Annotated in this window: 19 protein-coding genes, 1 pseudogene and 1 riboswitch; of the genes and pseudogenes, 9 read left to right on the forward strand and 11 right to left on the reverse strand. The window is 60.4% G+C overall.

The features are described from left to right. Window positions 1-242: 242 nt before the first annotated feature. The 4 genes from KHP07_RS03745 to KHP07_RS03760 all read right to left on the reverse strand — a co-directional run bounded on the left by KHP07_RS03745 (window position 243) and on the right by KHP07_RS03760 (window position 6,272). Entirely contained in the window at window positions 243-1,607 is a 1,365-nt protein-coding gene (locus KHP07_RS03745) for a DUF1329 domain-containing protein (RefSeq protein ID WP_078046915.1), read from the reverse strand. Window positions 1,608-1,634: 27 nt separating this feature from the next. Then, a complete protein-coding gene (locus KHP07_RS03750; protein ID WP_214496621.1) occupies window positions 1,635-3,494 on the reverse strand; it encodes a DUF1302 domain-containing protein in 1,860 nt (619 codons plus the stop codon). A gap of 330 nt (window positions 3,495-3,824) precedes the next feature. Continuing rightward, window positions 3,825-5,507 carry a fatty acid--CoA ligase gene (locus KHP07_RS03755; RefSeq protein WP_214496622.1) on the reverse strand — a complete coding sequence of 561 codons (1,683 nt, stop codon included), beginning with the start codon at window positions 5,505-5,507 and terminating at the stop codon, window positions 3,825-3,827. Between the two features lie 132 nt (window positions 5,508-5,639). After that, on the reverse strand, window positions 5,640-6,272 hold the full coding sequence (locus KHP07_RS03760) for a LysE family translocator (RefSeq protein ID WP_010213066.1): 633 nt from the start codon (window positions 6,270-6,272) through the stop codon (window positions 5,640-5,642). Window positions 6,273-6,357: 85 nt separating this feature from the next. On the opposite strand from KHP07_RS03760, the gene KHP07_RS03765 reads away from it, so the two are divergent. From KHP07_RS03765 to KHP07_RS03775, 3 genes are all read left to right on the forward strand, one after another. Continuing rightward, window positions 6,358-7,323: a 2-hydroxyacid dehydrogenase gene (locus KHP07_RS03765; RefSeq protein WP_078046912.1), complete on the forward strand. Its 966-nt coding sequence runs from the start codon at window positions 6,358-6,360 to the stop codon at window positions 7,321-7,323. A 30-nt stretch (window positions 7,324-7,353) separates the two neighbouring features. Next, window positions 7,354-8,352, forward strand: coding sequence for a methyltransferase (locus tag KHP07_RS03770; protein ID WP_099494062.1), 999 nt, complete (start codon window positions 7,354-7,356; stop codon window positions 8,350-8,352). Between the two features lie 50 nt (window positions 8,353-8,402). Further along, a riboswitch (yybP-ykoY riboswitch) is annotated at window positions 8,403-8,524 on the forward strand. Between the two features lie 88 nt (window positions 8,525-8,612). Continuing rightward, a complete protein-coding gene (locus KHP07_RS03775) occupies window positions 8,613-9,197 on the forward strand; it encodes a TMEM165/GDT1 family protein (protein ID WP_025855563.1) in 585 nt (194 codons plus the stop codon). 121 nt (window positions 9,198-9,318) lie between these two features. On the opposite strand, the gene KHP07_RS03780 is transcribed toward KHP07_RS03775, so the two are convergent. After that, window positions 9,319-10,137 carry a M48 family metallopeptidase gene (locus KHP07_RS03780; protein ID WP_078050868.1) on the reverse strand — a complete coding sequence of 273 codons (819 nt, stop codon included), beginning with the start codon at window positions 10,135-10,137 and terminating at the stop codon, window positions 9,319-9,321. 1,324 nt (window positions 10,138-11,461) lie between these two features. Here KHP07_RS03780 and KHP07_RS29785 point away from each other — a divergent pair. Both KHP07_RS29785 and KHP07_RS29790 read left to right on the forward strand, forming a co-directional pair. Further along, window positions 11,462-11,662 (forward strand): annotated as a pseudogene (locus KHP07_RS29785) (HAMP domain-containing protein); the annotation flags it as partial. 114 nt (window positions 11,663-11,776) lie between these two features. Beyond that, window positions 11,777-12,520 (forward strand): methyl-accepting chemotaxis protein, encoded by a 744-nt coding sequence (locus KHP07_RS29790; RefSeq protein ID WP_371319328.1) that lies wholly within the window; start codon window positions 11,777-11,779, stop codon window positions 12,518-12,520. Between the two features lie 131 nt (window positions 12,521-12,651). Here the strand turns inward: KHP07_RS29790 and KHP07_RS03790 are convergent, their stop codons facing one another. From KHP07_RS03790 to KHP07_RS03800, 3 genes are read right to left on the reverse strand one after another with little or no spacing between them, the layout of a single operon-like run. Then, on the reverse strand, window positions 12,652-13,272 hold the full coding sequence (locus KHP07_RS03790) for an SOS response-associated peptidase (RefSeq protein WP_214496623.1): 621 nt from the start codon (window positions 13,270-13,272) through the stop codon (window positions 12,652-12,654). A gap of 36 nt (window positions 13,273-13,308) precedes the next feature. Next, a complete protein-coding gene (locus KHP07_RS03795) occupies window positions 13,309-13,569 on the reverse strand; it encodes a putative signal transducing protein (RefSeq protein WP_078046908.1) in 261 nt (86 codons plus the stop codon). Between the two features lie 11 nt (window positions 13,570-13,580). Further along, a complete protein-coding gene (locus KHP07_RS03800) occupies window positions 13,581-13,763 on the reverse strand; it encodes a CPXCG motif-containing cysteine-rich protein (RefSeq protein WP_012722266.1) in 183 nt (60 codons plus the stop codon). 133 nt (window positions 13,764-13,896) lie between these two features. Between KHP07_RS03800 and KHP07_RS03805 the strand changes: the two genes are divergently transcribed. After that, entirely contained in the window at window positions 13,897-15,060 is a 1,164-nt protein-coding gene (locus KHP07_RS03805) for a 1-acyl-sn-glycerol-3-phosphate acyltransferase (RefSeq protein WP_177409476.1), read from the forward strand. A gap of 118 nt (window positions 15,061-15,178) precedes the next feature. Here KHP07_RS03805 and KHP07_RS03810 read toward each other — a convergent pair whose 3' ends face one another. Next, a complete protein-coding gene (locus KHP07_RS03810) occupies window positions 15,179-15,436 on the reverse strand; it encodes a hypothetical protein (protein WP_078046906.1) in 258 nt (85 codons plus the stop codon). A gap of 182 nt (window positions 15,437-15,618) precedes the next feature. Here KHP07_RS03810 and KHP07_RS03815 point away from each other — a divergent pair, with 182 nt between their 5' ends. Beyond that, complete coding sequence (locus KHP07_RS03815; RefSeq protein ID WP_058422975.1) at window positions 15,619-15,828, forward strand: hypothetical protein; 210 nt, start codon at window positions 15,619-15,621, stop codon at window positions 15,826-15,828. Between the two features lie 57 nt (window positions 15,829-15,885). Here the strand turns inward: KHP07_RS03815 and KHP07_RS03820 are convergent, their stop codons facing one another. Then, a complete protein-coding gene (locus KHP07_RS03820) occupies window positions 15,886-16,473 on the reverse strand; it encodes a YajG family lipoprotein (RefSeq protein WP_078046905.1) in 588 nt (195 codons plus the stop codon). A 194-nt stretch (window positions 16,474-16,667) separates the two neighbouring features. On the opposite strand from KHP07_RS03820, the gene KHP07_RS03825 reads away from it, so the two are divergent. Together KHP07_RS03825 and mqo are read left to right on the forward strand one after the other, a co-directional pair. Next, on the forward strand, window positions 16,668-16,901 hold the full coding sequence (locus KHP07_RS03825; RefSeq protein WP_078046904.1) for a hypothetical protein: 234 nt from the start codon (window positions 16,668-16,670) through the stop codon (window positions 16,899-16,901). A gap of 722 nt (window positions 16,902-17,623) precedes the next feature. Next, window positions 17,624-19,132 (forward strand): malate dehydrogenase (quinone), encoded by a 1,509-nt coding sequence (gene mqo, locus KHP07_RS03830; RefSeq protein WP_078046903.1) that lies wholly within the window; start codon window positions 17,624-17,626, stop codon window positions 19,130-19,132. Between the two features lie 69 nt (window positions 19,133-19,201). Here the strand turns inward: mqo and KHP07_RS03835 are convergent, their stop codons facing one another. Then, on the reverse strand, window positions 19,202-19,489 hold the full coding sequence (locus KHP07_RS03835) for a PA4642 family protein (protein ID WP_003188614.1): 288 nt from the start codon (window positions 19,487-19,489) through the stop codon (window positions 19,202-19,204). Between the last annotated feature and the right edge of the window lie 128 nt (window positions 19,490-19,617).

Raw genomic sequence — 19,617 nt, forward strand, 5'->3', positions numbered from 1 at the left:
GCTCTTGTAGAAGGCTGTTGTCGGCATTGCAGATGTCCGGAGACTAGCGGTAAAAGCGGCAGGTTTGTAGATCTTTGCAACATTTGCCTGAAAAGAACTGCGACAAAAAATCTCCTCACAAAAAAGTAGGAGCCGGCTTGCTGGCGATGCAGGCCCTCGGTGTGTCTGTTACACCGAGGGGCTGCTATCGCTGGCAAGCCAGCTCCTACAGGGGGGCGGCTCCCAGAGTGGGGGGCTTGGGCTTAGCGGACACCGTCCTGGCGCAAGGCTGCCGGGGTGAAGTCGCTGGTGGTGGCGGTGAAGCCGAAGTCATACGCCTGCTTCTCTTCGTTCTTCATGCCCAGCGCCAGGTAGCGGCCAGACTGCAGGTCGTAGAGGGTTTCCAGGGCGTACCACGGCACTTGCTTGTCGTAGTAGTTCTCGGCATGGGCTTCGGCGACGCGCCACAGTTGGCCACGGCCGTCGTAGTGGTCGATAACCGCCGCTTGCCAGGTGTCTTCATCGATGAAGAAGTCACGCTTGGCGTAGATGTGGCGCTGGCCTTCCTTCAAGGTGGCGACGACGTGCCAGACGCGGCGCAGCTCGTAGCGAGTCAGGTCCTGGTTGATATGGCCGGCCTTGATGATGTCGGCGTATTTGAGCTTCGGATCATCGATCTTGTAGCTGTTGGAGGCGATGTAGATTTCTTTCTTGCCCTCCAGCTTCCAGTCGTAGCGATCCGGTGCACCGTTGTACATATCGAGGTTGTCGGAGGTACGCAGGCCATCGGCTGCGGTGCCTGGTCCGTCATAGGACACTTGTGGCGCCCGACGCACGCGGCGCTGGCCGGCGTTGTAGACCCACGCCGAACGCGGTTCCTTCACTTGGTCCAGGGTTTCGTGCACCAGCAGCACACCACCGGCCAGGCGCGCTGGCGCGGTCACTTGTTGCTTGAAGTAGAACAGCACGTTGCCCGGATTTTTCGGGTCGAAGTCTTTCATCTTGTCGCGGAACACGAACTGGTCTTTGAAATACACCAGGCTGAACGAGCCGTTGGTTTGCGGCGTGGCCTGGGTAACCAGGCGGGTCACGCTGCCGCCGCGATAACGGGTGATGTGGTTCCAGATCACCTCAACGCCGCTTTTTGGAATCGGGAACGGCACGGCGGTTTCAAAGTTTTCCAGGCCGTTGCCGCCAGACACCAGGTTGGTGGTGGTGGCGTTCTTCTTGATGGCCGCAAACACATCGGCCGGCACGGTAGCGCCGCGATGGGTCGGGTAGACCGGCATCTTGAAGGTCTCCGGGTAACGCTTGAACATCGCGTACTGCCCCGGCGCCAGCTTGTCCTTGTATTGCTCGACGTTCGCTGCAGTGATGGTGAATTGCGGTTGCTCACTGGCGTACGGGTTGGCCAGGAACCCACGGGCGTCGACGGCGCCAGCGTTGGTGGGCAGTGGCGACCATTTTGGAATGGTGCCGGCGGCGTTGCCGGCCATTTCGGCGCCCATCGGGGTCAGGGTCGTGCCCAGCTTGGCAGCTTCATCCGCCGAGACTGCCGCCATGACGTTGCTCGCCAGGATCGACAGCCCAAGCACACCCACGTGCAACAGACTTTTGGTTATTTTCATGTTCTGGTCTTCCTGAAATGCGTGTGCTTAGAAGTTGGCGCCGAAGCTCAAAGCGACGAAGTCGCGGTCATCCACCGTACTGAACTTGCCACCAAAGAAGTTGGTGTAGGCCAGGCTGGCGGTGTAGGTGTTCTGATACTCGGCATCCAGGCCCAGGCTGACCGCCTTGCGACCTTCTTCGAAGTTACCGCCAGGGCCTGGCGAGTAACCTTTGACGTCGTGGGACCACGCCACGTTTGGCTTGAGGTTGACGCCGGCGAACACGTCCGGGTATTCCCAGATGGCGCGAGCGCGGTAGCCCCAGGAGGTGGCGGTGGTGTAACCGTCGTTGTTGCAGTTGGTGTTCAAACCTGCCGCATTGGGAAGACCTGCGCCGGTGGCCGTCGAGTTGTTGAGGGCGTTGCAAAACCCACCAGGCAGACTACCTGGGCCAAACACCGGATCACGACCGTAACGGGCCTCGGATTTGCTTTCCAGACCACCGACGTGGGTCACGCCGATTTCACCGACAGTGGTCAAGCGGCTGGCGCCCATCACCTGATCGAAGAAGTGCGTGAAGGTGGTCTGGAACTGAGTCACTTCCTTGCGGTTATAGCCATGCAAATCCTGGCCAGGCGTCCCTTTCAGCACGGACGCATTGCCAAAGCCCGGAATTGGCGTGACACCGGCATACAGGATATCGGTCGTGCTCAATTGCACAGGCGCATTCGGCCGGTAGCTCAACTCACCACTCCAGGCCGTGCCCGTAGGTAGCGTGGTGGAAAAGCTCAGGCCGTAGAGGCGGATATCTTCCGGGTATTCGACGAAGTAGTTCGAGCTACCAGCCACGATCAGCGGACGCAGCGCAGCCAGCGGCCCCAGCGGACGGGTATAAGCGGACGACGGTGCACCTTGAGCACTGAAGATCGGTGCACGGCTGTGATAGTTCATGAAGTACGCGCCGAACTCGGTATCCAGCGGCTCGAAGTTGTAATGCATGGCCACGCCAAATTGGCCACTGTCCCGCGCATCACGGTCGGGACCACGACGTACCAGTACACCTTCGTTATTGACGTCTACACCCAGGGCATTCAAGGTCGGAAAAGCGGCACCCGGAATGGTCGAGCGCTTGTTGAGCACTCGCAGGTTATCGCTGCAACCGTCAGATATCACGTCAGGCTGCGAGAAGAACGTACCGCAGTTATCGGTAACGGTCTGGTCCCACTCCAACTGATAGAACGCTTCCGCCGACAGGTTATCGGTCAGGGTTTGCGACACGTAGAACATGTTGACCGGAATCAAGCCTTCCTTGATCTCAGCCCCCGGACGCCGGAATGCGGACACATCGATCGGGTTGATGGAGTTGATGCCGCCGCCGATGAAAGTACTTTCACCCCAGCTCACCACCTGCTTGCCGAAGCGCACGTTACCCGGCAAATCTGCAATGTTGTAGTTGTGGTAAATGAAGGCATCTAGAATCTGCCCACCGGAAGACTTGGCACCTTCCTTGCGGTTGCTGTCGCTGATGTCCTTGAACTCACGGCTTTCGTCTTTCAACTCAAAGTCATACCAGTACTTGCCACGTACAAATACACCGGTATCGCCGTACTTCAGCTCCAGGTCATGAATGCCTTTGAAGATCTTCGAGAAGGTCTCACCGCGCTTGAAGTTCAGGTGACCGTCATCGGAAGTCTGGGACAGGCCACGACCACCGTTGTTCGCACCAATGAGATCTTTGTTGGGCTTGGCCGTCGACCAGCTCGCACCCACGGAAAGAGACGAGTCAAAACTCCCTTCGATTTCACCGATATTGAAACTGACGCCGAATGCGGGCCCGGCGAGCGTAGAGGCGAGACTGACGGCCAGGGGCAGTTTTGCCCGGCGCCAGAACTGGTTTACTGAGGTCATCGACGCTACTCCATGTGCATTATTGTTATGGCAGTGAGTTCTTTCTGTGATGCGTGTAACGGCCGGAATACAACGATTCCAATGCCGCTCGGCAGTCGAGCCCCCATGGCCCGTAGCGGAACATCCGTGAAAAACTCTGGAAGGGACTATAGCCAGCAGGGGGTAGTGCTTGATCCCTCTAAAGTGTGATTTGCATCACCGACCCGTCTGCCACGACCCTTTCGCCACGTCGGCGAAGGCCGACGCGGCAAGGATGGCTGAAAATTGGCAAATCACAAGTGAAGGCGCGAGATAGAGCATTGCCGTGCCATACGGGCACGGCAAACCGGCTCAGAGGGTGGACAGGAATGTACTGTTGTTGGCCTGCCATTCGATGATGTCGATACGGATACGTTTTTTGTCGAGTTTTCCTACACTCGTCTTGGGAATTTCCGTAACAACGGCAATCTGGCTCGGAATCGCCCACTTGCTCAAGTGGCCCAACTCCACGAACGGCTTGAGGTGTTCCTTGAGCTCGCGGGCCCCTATCACATGGCCATCACGCACCACCAGCAAGGCAAACGGGCGCTCGCCCCATTGCGGGTCGGCAATGCCCACCACCGCTACTTCGCGTACCGCCGGGTGGCGACTGACCAGGTCTTCGAGGGCCAGGGAAGAGATCCACTCGCCGCCGGTCTTGATCACGTCCTTGATGCGGTCGCGAATGTCGATCACGCCGAATGCATCCAGCGTGGCGACGTCGCCGGTGTGCATCCAGCCGCCTTCCCACAGCTCGGCGCCCTTTTGCGGCTCGTTGAAATAGCCTTCGCTGAGCCACGGCGCGCGCAATACCAGCTCACCCTGGGACTCGCCGTCGGCCGGCAGGAAGTTGCCATCACTGTCGATGATTGCGGCTTCTACCAACGGCCCGGGCACACCGGCCTTGATACGGTAGGTGGTGCGTTCATCCTCGGTGCCCGCCATCAGCTCTTCGTTGAGGTGGGCGCAGGACACCAGCGGCCCGGTCTCGGACATGCCATAAGCGGCGGTCAACTGAATGCCACGCGCCTTGGAGGCTTCATACAGCGAACGGTTGAGCGCACTGCCGCCGATGACGATTTTCCAGCCACCGAAATCCACGTCCTGAGCAGCCTTGGCATTGAGTACCATTTGCAGGATGGTCGGTACGCAGTGGGAAAAAGTGACCTTTTCCTTGTGCCACAGCTCCACCAGGTATTCCGGGTCATAGCGGCCAGGGTAGACCTGCTTCAGGCCGAGCATGGTTGCCACGTACGGCAGCCCCCAGGCGTGCACGTGGAACATCGGCGTGATCGGCATGTACACATCGTTGGTGCCCAGCAGCCGCACACTGTCGACGCTGCCCATTATGGTCGCCACACCGATGGTGTGCAGCACCAACTGGCGGTGGGTGAAATACACGCCCTTGGGGTTACCGGTGGTGCCAGTGGTGTAGAAGGTGGTGGCAACGGAGTGTTCGTCGAAGTCCTGGAAGTCATACTTCGGGCTGGCGGCCGCCAGCAGGGTTTCATACTCGCCGACCAGGTTGGGCAGCTCGGCGGTCTTGGCATCACCGTCGGTGAGCAGCAGAGTCTTGTCGACCGTGGTCAGGTGCCCGGCAATTGCCTGGTAAAGCCCCACGAACTCACTGTTGACCAGCACGAAGCGGTCCTCGGCATGGTTCATGGTGTACAGGATCTGTTCCGGCGACAGGCGCACGTTGATGGTGTGGATCACCGCGCCGATCATCGGGATGGCGAACATGCACTCCAGGTAACGGTGGCTGTCCCAATCCATCACCGCCACGGTGTCACCAGCCTTGACCCCCGCCTCGGTCAGCACATTGGCCAGCCGCGCGACCCGCTCGATCAGGGTCGGGTAGGTGTAGCGCAGTTTGTCGCGGTAGACGATTTCCCGGGTCTTCTCGTAACGGGTGCCGGACATCAACAGGCGTTTGATCAACAGCGGGTATTGGTACGCACCTTCGGCGGGCGGGATAACACGGGTCTGCAACATACGAATCCCTTTTTATGACTGCACAGTCTTGGCTTGAAGATCTGCACTGTAGAGACCTTATGTTTCAGCCAAATCAGCCAAAGGAATGATTTGCAGACCCCAATGGATGCTAGCTTTGCGCCAGCATCCGGCCTATTTCATGCTGGTGAAAGCCAGCTTTACCCCAATCGCGATCAACACCGCGCCCATGGTCCGATCAAACCAATGCCCCATTCGCGCGAAACCGGCGCGCACGCGCTGCTGGCTGAACAACATCGCCACCAGGCAGAACCACAACGCCGTCGCCACCGCCAGGTACACGCCGTAACCGGCCTGGATCGCCAGCGGCGTGTGCGGGTTGATCACCACGGTGAACAGCGACAGGAAAAACAGCGTGGCCTTGGGGTTCAAGCCGTTGGTCACGAAACCGGCTGTGAACGCGCCGCGCGGGGTCCGCTCGCCGGCTTCGCGGTGCAGCTCGCCCTCGGCGGCAGGCTTGGCCGGCTGCGCGCGCAGGGCCTTGAAGCCGATGTACAACAGGTAGGCCGCCGCCGCCCACTTGAGCGCGTTGAACAGCACGATGGACTGGGACACGATCAAGCCGATACCGAGCAACGAGTAACCCACATGCAGGAAAATCGCCGACCCCACACCCAGTGCGGTCCAGGTCCCGGCGCGGCGACCGTGGGTAACACTTTCACGCACCACCACCGCGAAATCCGGGCCAGGGCTGGCCACCGCCAATAAGTGAATCAGGGCTACGGTCAAGAACTCGGCGGCGTACATGCTCACTCCAATTAAGTAACTGATTATTTCATCTGATAGGCTCGGCAGATTACGCCTTCGAACCCTGTCGCAAAAGGTACAGTTGATGACGAACAATCGCCGCGCCGTCTTCCTTGATCACCCGTCCCTGGACCTGGGGGACCTTGACCTCAGCGACCTGCGCGACAGTTTCAGCGAGTTGCAGCTGTTTTCGGACACCACGCCGCAGAACCTGGTTGAACGCCTGCAGGGCGCCCAGGTGGTGATCAGTAACAAGATCGCCCTCAACAGCGCAACCCTGGCGGCCTGCCCGGAACTCAAGTTGATCCTCGTCTCGGCCACCGGCACCAACAACGTCGACCTCGAAGCCGCCCGCGCCCATGGCATCACTGTAAGCAACTGCCAGGGCTATGGCACGCCATCGGTGGCGCAGCACACGATCATGCTGCTGCTCAACCTGGCCACGCGCTTGCAGGATTACCAACGGGATGTAAACGCCGGCAAGTGGCAGGAGGCCAAACAGTTCTGCCTGCTCGACCACCCCATCGTCGAACTGGAAGGCAAAACCCTCGGCCTGCTCGGCCATGGCGAGTTAGGCGGCGCCGTGGCACGCCTGGCCGAGGCCTTTGGCATGCGCGTGCTGCTTGGCGCGATCCCAGGGCGCCCTGCCCGCGCCGACCGCGTGCCATTGGATGAACTGTTGACCCAAGTCGACGCGCTCACCCTGCACTGCCCGCTCAACGAACACACCCGCGACTTTATCGGCGCCCGTGAACTGGCGTTGCTCAAGCCCGGCGCGTTTGTGGTCAATACCGCACGCGGTGGCTTGATCAACGAGCAAGCCTTGGCCGACGCCTTGCGCAGCGGTCATCTGGGCGGTGCGGCCACCGATGTGCTGAGCGTGGAGCCGCCGGTCAACGGCAACCCGCTGCTGGCCGGCGATATCCCCCGCCTGATCGTCACGCCACATAACGCCTGGGGCAGTCGCGAAGCGCGACAACGCATCGTCGGCCAACTGGCGGAAAACGCCCAGGGCTTTTTCAGCGGCGCCCCGCTGCGCGTTGTGAGTTGATAAACTGCGCCCCTTTTCAAGGAGCAGACCATGGATCCGCGCAGTGAAGTACTGCTTCGTCAGGCCGAACTTTTTCAAGGCAACCTGCTATTGGTGGGCCTGCCTGCCGACGACCTGCTCGGCCGCCTGCCCAACGCCCACGGCTGGAGCTGGCATGCCGGCGACCAGGCGGCGCTCGATGCACGCTTCGCCGAGCGCAGCCACTTTGGCGTGAACGTGCCGGAGCGCGCCTTTGAGGCGGCGGTGATCTTCCTGCCCAAGTCCAAGGACCTGACCGACTACCTGCTCAACGCTGTGGCCTCTCGCTTGCCCGGTGCCGAGTTGTTTCTGGTCGGCGAGAAAAAATCCGGCATCGAAAGCGCCGCCAAGCAGATGATCCCCTTCGGCAAGCCACGCAAGCTCGACAACGCGCGGCATTGCCAGCTGTGGCAGGTCACCGTGGCCAACGCGCCGCAAGCGGTCGAGCTGGAAAGCCTGGCACAGGTCTTCGAGGTACCGCTGGCCGAAGGCCCGCTGAAGGTGGTGAGCCTGCCGGGCGTGTTCAGCCACGGTCGACTGGATCGCGGCACCGAACTGTTGCTGGAGCACCTGGACAAGCTGCCAAGCGGCCATCTACTGGACTTTGGTTGTGGCGCCGGCGTGCTGGGGGCTGCGGTCAAACGTCGCTACCCGCACAACAGCGTGACGATGCTGGATGTGGACGCCTTTGCCGCCGCCAGCAGCCGCCTGACCCTAGCCGCCAACGGCCTGGAAGCCGAGGTGCTGACCGGTGATGGCATCGATGCCGCGCCGATGGGTTTGAACGCGATTTTGAGCAACCCACCGTTCCATGTCGGCGTACATACCGATTACTTCGCCACTGAGAATTTGCTGCGAAAAGCGGCGAAACACCTGGCAAAAGGCGGCGAACTTCGTCTGGTTGCCAACAGCTTCCTCAAGTACCAGCCATTGATCGAAGAGCATCTGGGCGTGTGTGCGGTGAAGGCCGAAGGCAACGGTTTTCGCATCTACCGTGCCAAGCGCGGCTGACGGGTGTTTGAAAAAGAAGGCTTGCCGAATGGATTTTGCCTAGGCAGAATCCGCTCCGTCCTAGGGGAGTAGTCTCCCACGAGCGCCACGCTCGTCCGGCATACGTCAACATACTTGGTCAGCAGACCATGGCGTATGCGACCCAGGAGTCCGCACAGACGGACCGGGGTTTGACAAGACCTATGACACGCACACCTTACCCGGGGCGGGAAGGCTGTACGTGTCATAGCCGTGTCGACCCGCCCCTGGAAACTAACCTGATGCTGGATTCACTACTCGTTCCTACCGCAATCGTTGCCTTGGCCGAAATCGGCGACAAGACGCAACTGCTCGCGCTCATCCTTGCCGCACGCTTTCGCAAACCCTGGCCGATCATCGCCGGCATCGTCGCCGCGACCCTGGCCAACCATGCGGCGGCCGGTGCCGTGGGTGCCTGGTTCGGCAGTTTCTTCTCGGATGCGGTGTTGCACTGGATCCTCGCCGCGAGCTTCTGCGCCACGGCGCTCTGGACCCTGGTGCCGGATAAACTCGACGATGACGAAGCCAGCACCACACGCAAATTCGGGCCATTCCTGACCACGCTGATTGCGTTCTTCCTGGCGGAAATCGGTGACAAGACCCAGATCGCCACGGTGATGCTGGCGGCGCAGTATCCGGAACTGTGGCTGGTGATTATCGGGACGACCGTGGGCATGCTGATTGCCAACGTGCCGGTGGTCTTGGCGGGGAATTTTGCAGCGGAGAAACTGCCGTTGACGCTGATTCGTCGACTGGCGGCGACTGCGTTTTTCGTCCTGGCGATTGTGGCCGTGTACAAAGCCATGCAAAGCAGCGGCTGGATCTAAGGCTGCAAACCCGATCCCTGTGAGAGCTGGCTTGCCTGCGATGGCAGCAACCCGGTGCAACTGAGAGACCGAGCCGCCTGCATCGCGGGCAAGCCCGGCTCCCACATTGATCTGCGTTAACTCAGGATTTTTTTGCCTGCTGGTACAGCGGCATCACCTTCGGAATCGCCGCCTGCAACGAGGCGATTCGGCTGTCGGACGCCGGGTGAGTGCTCATGAACTCCGGCGGCGCACCTTCCGAGGCCTTGGCCATCTTGTTCCACAGCGTAATGGCGGCGTTCGGGTTGTAGCCCGCACGGGCTGACAGTTCCAGGCCGATCAAGTCGGCTTCGTTTTCATTGCTGCGGCTGTTAGGCAAGGTCATGCCGTAGTTGGCCACGGTGTCGGCCAATGCCAGGCTGTCCTGGCCCAGGCCGAACAACGCACCGGCACCCTGCTTGGCCATCTCGATCCCGTAGGCCTTGGACATGGCTTCACGCCCGTGTTCACGCAAGGCGTGGGCGATTTCATGGCCCATCACAGCGGCCAGTTCGTCATCGGTGAGCTTGAGGTTGTCGATCAACGCGCTGTACACGAAGATCTTGCCGCCAGGCCCGCAGTTGGCGTTCATCTCGTCGCTCTTGATCAGGTTCACTTCCCACTTCCATTGCGCCGCATCCGGGCGGAAGGTCGGTGCCTGGGCGATCAAGCGGTTGGCAATCGCCTGCACACGCTTGGCGTTGGCGCTGGTCTTGTCCACCAGCCCCTTGCCGCTGGCTTCACCCAGGGTCTGCTGGTAGGACTGGGCATACATCTGGTCGACTTCCTGGCTCGACAGCATGCTGAACATGTACTGCTTGCGCTCGACCCCAACGGCGCCGCCGCTGGTGGTGTTGACCGACTGACAGCCTGCCAGCAGCATCGCTGCAACCAACCCGCTAACGGCCAACGATTGCTTCATACCTTTCATATTCATGCGCCTGCTCCCTGAAAACATGGCGCGTATCGTAGGCGCACATTTGTATCGGCGCCAGATACACCAGACGTGTAACCGCAGATTTTCAGATACATCCCACCTGCACCCGCAACGGCGGCGGGCATTCCGTTTGCGACATCCCGAACAATTTTGCAGGACAACCCCTCATGCGCAACGCGTCCGTGGCCGATACAAAAAGGCGGATCGTCCCCCTGTGCCCGGAGCTTTCATGAAATTCAAGTCGATTCAGTTTTCTGTCGCGGCATTGGCCGGGGCCATTGTCCTGAGCGTGGTCGCGGTGCTGGTGCTGTACGCCTTGTTTGCCGGCGCACGGACCCAAGAGATGGTGCAGGAGCGCACCCAGGTGCAGTTCGAGCAGATTATCGAGCAACGCCTCACTGCCCTGGCGCAGACCCAAGCCACGTTGATCCAGCGGGAATTGGAAGCGCCGCTGGTGACGGCCAAGAGCCTGGCGACCGCCAACGCCCTACTCGGCATGAAAGACGCCAAGGGTGAACCGGCCCTGCAGGTCGGCCGCGAGCAACTGATCAACCTGCTGCACGAAACCGTGGTGCGCAACCCGAAGATCCTCGGCGCCTACATTGGCTGGGAGGCCAACGCCATCGATCACAACGACGCCGCCTACGTGAACAGCCCGATTATCGGCATGGGCGCCGACGGACGTTTCCTGCCGTGGTGGTACCGCAACGCAGATGGCAGCCTGGGCCTGGATAAGCTTGCCGACGTCAACGACCAGAACATTTTGTCCACCGGTGTGCGCGCCAGCGAGTACTACCTGTGTTCCAAGGAAAACAAAAAGGCCTGCGCCATCGACCCTGCCCCTTACAAGGTCGGCAATGCCATGGTGATGCTCGCTTCGTTTATCGAACCGATCATGATCGACGGCAGCTTCCAGGGCATCGTCGGTGCCGATCTGTCGGTGAACTTCATTCAGGACATGCTCACCAGCGCCGATCAAAAGCTCTACAACGGTGCCGGTGAGCTGGCGCTGATCTCCAGCAACGGCCGCCTGGTGGCCTACACCAAGGACGCCAGCAAACTCGGTGAAAAGGCCACCGACCTGCTCGACAGCAACGAACTGACCAACCTCAACCAACTGAGCGTCGGCGAAGTTCGCTACGACATCGACAAGGAACACGGGCATATCGAGTTGTTCCTGCCGTTCACTATCGGCCAGACCGACGCACGCTGGACCCTGATGATGCAACTGCCCCTCAGCGCGGTGATGGCTGACTCGCAGAAACTGCAAAGCGACCTGGAAGCCCAACGCAAGACCGACATTTTCGGCATGACCATCGCCGGCCTGTTGATCGCCGGTATCGGCCTGCTGGTGATCTGGCTGGTCGGTCACGGCATCGCCCGCCCGCTCAAGCAAATGGTGGCCATGCTCAATGACATCGCCCAGGGCGAAGGCGACCTGACGCGACGCCTGACCAGCGACCGCGCCGATGAACTGGGCGCGATTGCCGCCGGTTTCAACACCTTCCTGATCAAGCTGCAAGGCATGATCACTCAGGTGGTGAGCTCGGTGCAGAAGGTCAGCGATTCGTCAGAGCACACCGCCGACATCGCGATCCGCACCAACCAGGGCGTGCACAAACAGATGGTGGAAATCGACCAGGTCGCCACCGCTGTGCATGAGATGACCGCGACTGCGCAAGATGTTGCGCGCAACGCCACCCAGGCCGCGCAAGCCGCCAGCCATGCCGACCAGGCCGCGAGCCAGGGCATGCGCATTGTGCGCGACACCTCCACTTCCATCGGCGCGTTGGCCGAGGAAATCGGCAAGGCCGTGGGCGTGGTGCAAACCCTGGCCAAGGACAGCGAGAACATCAACGCCATCCTTACCGCGATTCGCGGGATCGCGGAACAGACCAACCTGCTGGCGCTGAACGCAGCCATTGAGGCAGCCCGTGCCGGCGAGCAAGGCCGTGGTTTTGCCGTAGTGGCTGACGAAGTGCGCAACCTGGCGCAGAAGACCCAAAAAGCCACCGAAGAAATCCAGACCATGATCCAGCAGTTGCAACAAGGCACGCGGGACGTGGTGCGGGTGATGGAGGACAGCCAGAACCGCACCGATGAAAGCGTGCAACACGCGGCCAAGGCGGCCGAAGCGCTGGAAACGATCACTCAGGCAGTCTCGGTGATCAACGACATGAACACCCAGATCGCCAGTGCCGCCGAAGAACAGAGCGCGGTGGCCGAGGACATCAATCGCAACGTGATCAACATCGGCCAAGTGGCCAATGAAGTAGCAGGCGGCGCGGATGAATCCAGCGCGGCCAGTGCGGACTTGACCAAGCTGGCGGAGCAGCAGCGCCGGTTGATCAATCAGTTCAAAGTCTAGGGATTTTCGGTGGCTTGAGGCCGCCTTCGCGAGCAAGCCCGCTCCCACATTTTGACTGTGTTCACACATCCAAATGTGGGAGCGGGCTTGCTCGCGAAGGGGCCAGTCAACCTAACCCAACACTTAGTGACTCACGCCGGGGTCAGGCACTCAGGCCCATTGAGCTTCGGATCATTGACCATGTTGGCCAACACCCGCTCGCGCAACGCGGTGGGCTCGCTGGCCAACAGCCCTTGCAACACATGCAACGGCGTCTCGGGATCAAGCCAGGCGTCCTGCCCCTCGGCATCCAGAATCAGCGGCCGGCGCTGAGCCTGCGCCGCCTGGGTCACCACCGCCGTGCTCAGCCACACCTGCTCCTGCACGGGGTAAGCCTCCCAGATCGCGGCAAAAAACAACGCGGAGCCCTCCCCCGGCGTGAGCCAGTACGGGCGTTTGCGCTGGGTGCCGCGCCATTCGTAGAACCCATTGGCCGGCAGCAGGCAGCGGCGTTGACGGAACGCTTCGCGAAACATCGGTTGCTCGGCCAGGGTTTCGGCGCGGGCATGGGCGGGCGTGCGGGAAAGGTCGGTGAGCCAGGATGGCGTAAGCCCCCAGCGCGCGCGCGCCAGGGTGCGCTGGCCGTCGCTCAGGCGCTGGATCAGCACCGAATCATTCGGGGAGATGTTCCACTGGGCCTGCTGGTCAGCCGGGAAGCCCGGCAAGGCAGCAAAAGCGGGGGTCCAGCGAAACAGGGCATAACGTCCACACATGGGGCAACACGACTCTTGGGTAAACCGACCGACAGCCTAACAGACCAGCACGTCGGGGAAGCTGTCCGGTTCGTCGCCGGGCAAGGGTTGCGCGCCAATATAGGCAGTGATCAGCGCGCGGGCGTCGACGGCCCGGTCGTTGTCCACCTCCAGACCCAATAGGCCGAAGATCGGCAATTCGCCGGTGCCACCCAGCAAATGGCGGCCCACCAGGTGCGCTTCGATGCCCTCGCTGGCGAGCATCTGCTGCAGCAACTCGCCTTCCATCAGGTTTTCCGGTTCGTAGATTCGCTGCATGGGCGCCCCCTTTATTCATTTTCGCTGCGGGTTTCAAGCATCCATTCTTCACCATGGACCTGCAGATCGAAAATGATCGGCCGGCAACACACCTGGCAGTCTTCTATATAGGTCTGATCACCGCCCGACAAATCCACCGTTGTCTCGACCACTTCACCACAATAAGGACAATCGTACGTCGCGCTTTCCAGCATCGCAGCCTCCAAGGTGACTTGTGCGTATAATCGCCGGTCTATTTACAGGGTTATCGTTCGGCCGAGCCCATTACTCGCGCCGCGCCCTGGTATTTCCTTTACTTACCCTAGCCGTTTCTAACAAGAGAGCATGATGGGCGAATTCGATACCATCCGACCTTACAATGACAGCGAAGTCCCGGCAGTGCTGGCACGTCTGTTCAGTGACAAGGCCTTTCTGGACATCCTGACCCACTTCCGCTTCCCGCGCTTTGCCGGCGCCCTGGGCTGGCTGCTCAAGCCGATGATCGCCCGCAAATTGCGCCGTGAATTCGCCGGCGTCACCACCGTGGCCACGCTGCAGGACAAAGTCGAGTATTACGTCGACCACACCATTGACCGAGCGACGGACGGTGTGACCTACACGGGCGTCGAGCAGCTCAAGTCCGGCACCGCCTACCTGTTCCTGGCCAACCACCGCGATATCGTGATGGACCCGGCCTTCGTCAACTATGCCGTCTACCACGCCGGCCTGCCGACGCCACGCATCGCCATTGGCGACAACCTGCTGCAAAAGCCGTTTGTCAGCGACCTGATGCGCCTGAACAAGAGCTTCATCGTGCACCGCTCGATCACCGGGCGAAAGGAGAAGATGGCGGCCTACAACCTGCTGTCGGCCTATATCAACCATTCGATCCGAAACGACTGCCAATCCATCTGGATCGCCCAGGCCGAAGGGCGCGCCAAGGATGGCGATGACCGCACCGAATCGGCGATCCTCAAGATGTTCCACGTCAGCCGCAAGGACGAGCCGTTTGCCGAGGTGATCCAGTCGCTGAACCTGACGCCCGTGTCGATCAGCTACGAGTACGACCCCTGCGATACCGCCAAGGCACGCGAGTTATACATCCGCGCCACCACCGGCACCTACAGCAAGGCACCAGGCGAGGATGACGTAAGCATCGCCTTGGGCATCACGGGCTACAAGGGCCGGGTGCACATCAACTTCGCGCCGCCGATTACCGAGCGTTTCGAAGACACCAAGCTGCTGGCGGTGGAAATGGATCGGCAGATTCTCGGCGGTTACCGGTTGTTCCCGGTGCACTACCTGGCCTACCAGCAATGGAGCGACGCCGACCCGCAACTGCAGGTGCCGACGGCAGCCGAGGTGTTCCCGGCGGATGAACTGGCCAAGGCCAAGGCTGAATGGGAGCGCCGCCTGAACGAATGCCCGGCCGAGCACCGGCCATTCCTGGTGGTGCAGTATGCAACCCCGGTGCGTAATCAATATCGAGTTAAAGCCGGAATACCTTTGTAAACACTGATCAAAATGTGGGAGCGGGCTTGCTCGCGAATGCGGAATGTCAGTCGCTACATTGTTGACTGATACACCGCATTCGCGAGCAAGCCCGCTCCCACATTTGTGTTGTGGCGTTTTAGAGGTGGGTGCTGAGCCAGGAAAAGGCCAGCGCCAGCCCCAGGCAGGCGAACCCGATGCGGTAAGCCAGACGATGCGCCCGTTCGGTGCGCACATCCAGAAACAACATCGGTTGGTCGATTGCCCTATCTTCGCTTTGCGCGGTCAACTCGGCCATTGCGCGCTGTTCGCGCAGGCGGGTGATAAACAGCAGCGCCGCACCCGGACAGGCCACCAATAAAGCCACAACATTGATCAATAGTGCGGGCAGCGCCATCGCAAACCTCGGTAAAACAGTGTCTTGGTATCAGTTCAGATACAAACCTGAACGATAGTGGCCTCCGGCGCCGCTCATGCTCCCTCCCCCATGGACGGTTAATGTATCCAGTAATTTACACCGTCACCTGAACGTCACCTTAACAAGCCACTCTGTTGCCCTTCGATGCTTAGGAGCTTGTCATGCTGCACGCGCAAAACCAGGATCGGCTGTACCTGATCGCCCAGAGCGATGAGCAAGAGGCGCTGATCGGCGGCCTGGCGTTCAACGTCCAGGACCGCCACTGGCTGGTGTATTGCGCCCTTGGCGGGCACCAGCATGCGGACCTGCCGGAGGCCGATCTGCTGACGGGGGTAAGCCTGCTGGATTTCTGTATCGACACTGCCGCATGAAACTGGAGGCGAAAAAAAACCGGGCTCATCACTGAGCCCGGTTTTCTATCGGATCGGTTATTGCGCGCTGAGCAGCGAACCGATGCTTGGGTCCTTGAACAGACGGGTCAAGGCGTCGCTCAGGACGTCGCTGACCAGCTTCGTGTTGGTTTCCTGGTTCGGCGACATACCGAAACGCTGGTTCAGGGACGCGCCATAGCGACCACTGTAGCGACGGGTGCCGGCGCTGACGTCGGACTTGAAGGTCGCGCCGATGGACGCTTCGGTCACGTACAGGCCGTCTTTAGGCGACTGATACTTCAATTCAGCCAGGGTGATCGTCAACTGCGGAGCGCCTGGGGCATTGGGGCTTGGGGTGAAACCCAGCAGGCGCACGGCGGCTTCGGCCTGGGCCTGCAGCTTGGGCAGCACGTCTTGAGCGTTCACCGACACCAGGGCGGTTTCCGGGTACAGGCCACCGCGCGAGCCGAGCGTCGGCGATGGACGACCATCCACCACCCGTACCGATACCGGCTGGCCGTGGCCCACTGGCGCCAGCTGGGTGGTGATCTTCGGTTCCGGGGTCAGTTGTTGCGGGCTGTTGGCGCAGCCAACCAGGGTCAAACTGGTCACAGTGATCAAACCGAACAACAGGCGTTGCAACATGCTCTTCTCTCCAGAAATCAGGTACCGACAGGCCGGCAGTATAGCGGGGCGCCACTGCCGGGAACTAGCATCAGTTACAACCTGTGACCCCTTGCCTGGAACGCGGTTCGATGTCACCGATATGTCACACCCGTTACATGGGCTCGTCATCCCGGGCAGGCATGCTTGGCCCCAATCTCAGGAGGTTGATCGCCATGCATTTTCTCTGGTCACTGTTCACGCGCAAGACCGCCCTTCGCCAATTCGCCCTGCTCGATGCACAGGGGCGTTGCCAGGCGTTCAAAGAGTGCAGCCAGCCTCCAGTTGGCGACGGCTGGGTAGAAATCGATGAAATCCGCCTGAGCTGGATGCACCACCCATTGCCTGCCCGGGCCCGCGTCAGCCCGCGTCCTGCGCGGTCGTCCCGCCACCAGCCGTTGGCCGCCTGACCGAACACCTAATAAAAGTCATAAAACACGCCCATTTCCCTGGCGTTCTTCGCTACAATCTCCCCCCGATTATAAGGACGTCTCCTGATCGGGCCTCGCAGCATCGTTAATGCCTCGGCATTAGCCCAAGAATCGCCCACAGAGAGCCGCCCACACAGATCGAGTGAAGCTGGCGTGCTTGCTGTTTTCCCTGCAAACCCTCCGCCTTTATCGAATCTGCCAGAGCTGCCATTGCGCTCGGCCACTAGTTGTTTGCCCGTTTTGCCGCGTGTCGGCAAGGTATCCGGGCCAGGTGCCAGGCTGGGGCAGCCCTTTTTTGAGGTTCACGTCTTCAAAAGAGCGTGAAAAAACGGGTTTTCACAACTTCACAAGAGTGTGGCGAGCAAATGAATAGTTTGGCGTTTGTACAAGCACCATCAGCGTCTGGAACAGCCCAACCACACAGGACCGAGCACGCCTCAAAAACCGGAGCTTGAGCCTGTCCGCTACGGATTGGTTGCACGAATCGCACGCTTTGACCATAAGTCGAATTGCCACAGGCGCCCATGAATGCGTTCATAGGCAGATTAGCCCGGCAGGAAGCGTGCGCTGAAGTTGCAAAGAATTGCGAATCGGACATGGCGATCCTGGCCATGGGTAACCTGGGGCAACACGTGAACCGCCCCGTCACTCCTGGCAGCCATGCCGTCAATTTGGTGCTGCAGATTTTGGAGACGCGTTAAATGGCGCATAACGAAGCAGTCGACGTAGTACTGGTAGGGGCCGGCATCATGAGTGCCACCCTGGCCGTACTGCTCAAAGAGCTCGACCCCGGCCTCAAGCTGGAAGTCGTTGAGCTGATGGATTCGGGTGCCGCGGAAAGTTCCAACCCGTGGAACAACGCCGGTACCGGCCACGCCGGCCTGTGTGAGCTGAACTACACACCGCAGGCTGCCGATGGCTCCATCGACATCAAGAAAGCCGTGCACATCAACACCCAGTTCGAGGTGTCGAAGCAGTTCTGGGCGTACCTGACCAAAAAGGGCACCTTTGGCTCGTCCAAGTCCTTTATCAGCCCGGTGCCGCACTTGAGCTTCGTGCAGGGCGAAAAAGGCGTGGACTTCCTCAAGAAGCGCTTTGAATCCCTCCGCCAGCACCACGCGTTTTCGGACATGCACTACACCGAAGACCGCAACGAAATGGCCGAGTGGATGCCGCTGATGATGCCGGGCCGTCCGCTCGACGAAAAAATCGCGGCCACCCGCGTGATGAACGGCACGGACGTCAACTTCGGCGCGCTGACCAACCAACTGCTCAGCCACCTGACCAGCTCGGCAGACGCCCAGGTCAAGTACAGCAAGCGTGTAACCGGCCTCAAGCGCAACGGCGCGGGCTGGACCGTGAGCATCAAGGACGTCAACAGCGGCAACAGCCGTGAAGTGGACGCCAAGTTTGTGTTCCTCGGCGCCGGTGGCGCAGCCCTGCCGCTGCTGCAAGCCTCGGGCATCGAGGAAAGCAAAGGTTTTGGCGGCTTCCCGGTCAGCGGCCAGTGGCTGCGTTGCGACAACCCGGAAGTGGTCAAGCACCACCAGGCCAAGGTCTACAGCCAGGCTGCCGTGGGCTCGCCACCGATGTCCGTGCCGCATCTGGACACCCGCGTGGTGGATGGCAAGAAGTCCCTGCTGTTCGGGCCATACGCCGGTTTCACCACCAAGTTCCTCAAGCACGGTTCGTTCCTTGACCTACCCCTGTCGATTCGTGCCGGCAACATCGGCCCGATGCTGGCCGTGGCGCGCGACAACATGGACCTGACCAAGTACCTGGTCAGCGAAGTGCGCCAATCCATGGAGCAGCGCCTGGAATCCCTGCGCCGCTTCTACCCTGAGGCGAAAGCCGAAGACTGGCGCCTGGAGGTGGCCGGTCAACGGGTGCAGATCATCAAGAAAGACCCGAAGAAAGGCGGTGTGCTGCAATTTGGTACCGAGTTGGTCGCGGCCAAAGATGGTTCGTTGGCCGCGCTGCTGGGTGCGTCCCCGGGTGCTTCGGTGACCGTTTCGATCATGCTGGAACTGATCGAGAAGTGCTTCCCAAGCAAAGCGTCGGGTGAATGGGCCGCCAAGTTGCAGGAAATTTTCCCGGCGCGGGAAAAGGTCCTGGAGACGGATGCCGAGCTGTATCGCAAGATCAACACGCAGAACAACATCAGCCTTGAGCTGGTGGCACCTGCTGCCGAGACCGAAAGCTACGCTTGAGGCCGTGACGCCATAAAAAACGCCCCGCTCTCATGATGAGAGCGGGGCGTTTTTGTGTGTCTAGGATAATCAGCCGCGGGCGTTATCGATCAGCTCGATGTACTCGGCGGCATTACGCTGGTCCTTGATCAGATCGACAAAGGTCTGGCCATGCTCATCCTTGCCGTCGAGGTCCAGGCCGGCTTCCTTGAAGAAGCCCAGGAACCGTTCGAAGTCGTCGATACGCAGGCCACGGTAGGCCTTGATCAGTTTGTGCAGGGACGGTGAAGTCGCGTCGACCGGCTCGAAGTCCAGGAACAACTTGATCTGATCGTCGCCGATCTCATCACCAATCACCTGTTTCTTATCTTTACGCATTACCGACTCCAGCCTGCAGACATTTACACGGGGTTTGAAGTCTACCTGCCAGACACCACCTTCGAAAACAACCAAACACTTATGTGGGAGCTGGCTTGCCTGCGATAGCGGCGGGTCAACTGGCCCCT

The organism is Pseudomonas sp. VS40, assembly GCF_018587885.1.
Classification (GTDB): Bacteria; Pseudomonadota; Gammaproteobacteria; order Pseudomonadales; family Pseudomonadaceae; genus Aquipseudomonas; species Aquipseudomonas pergaminensis.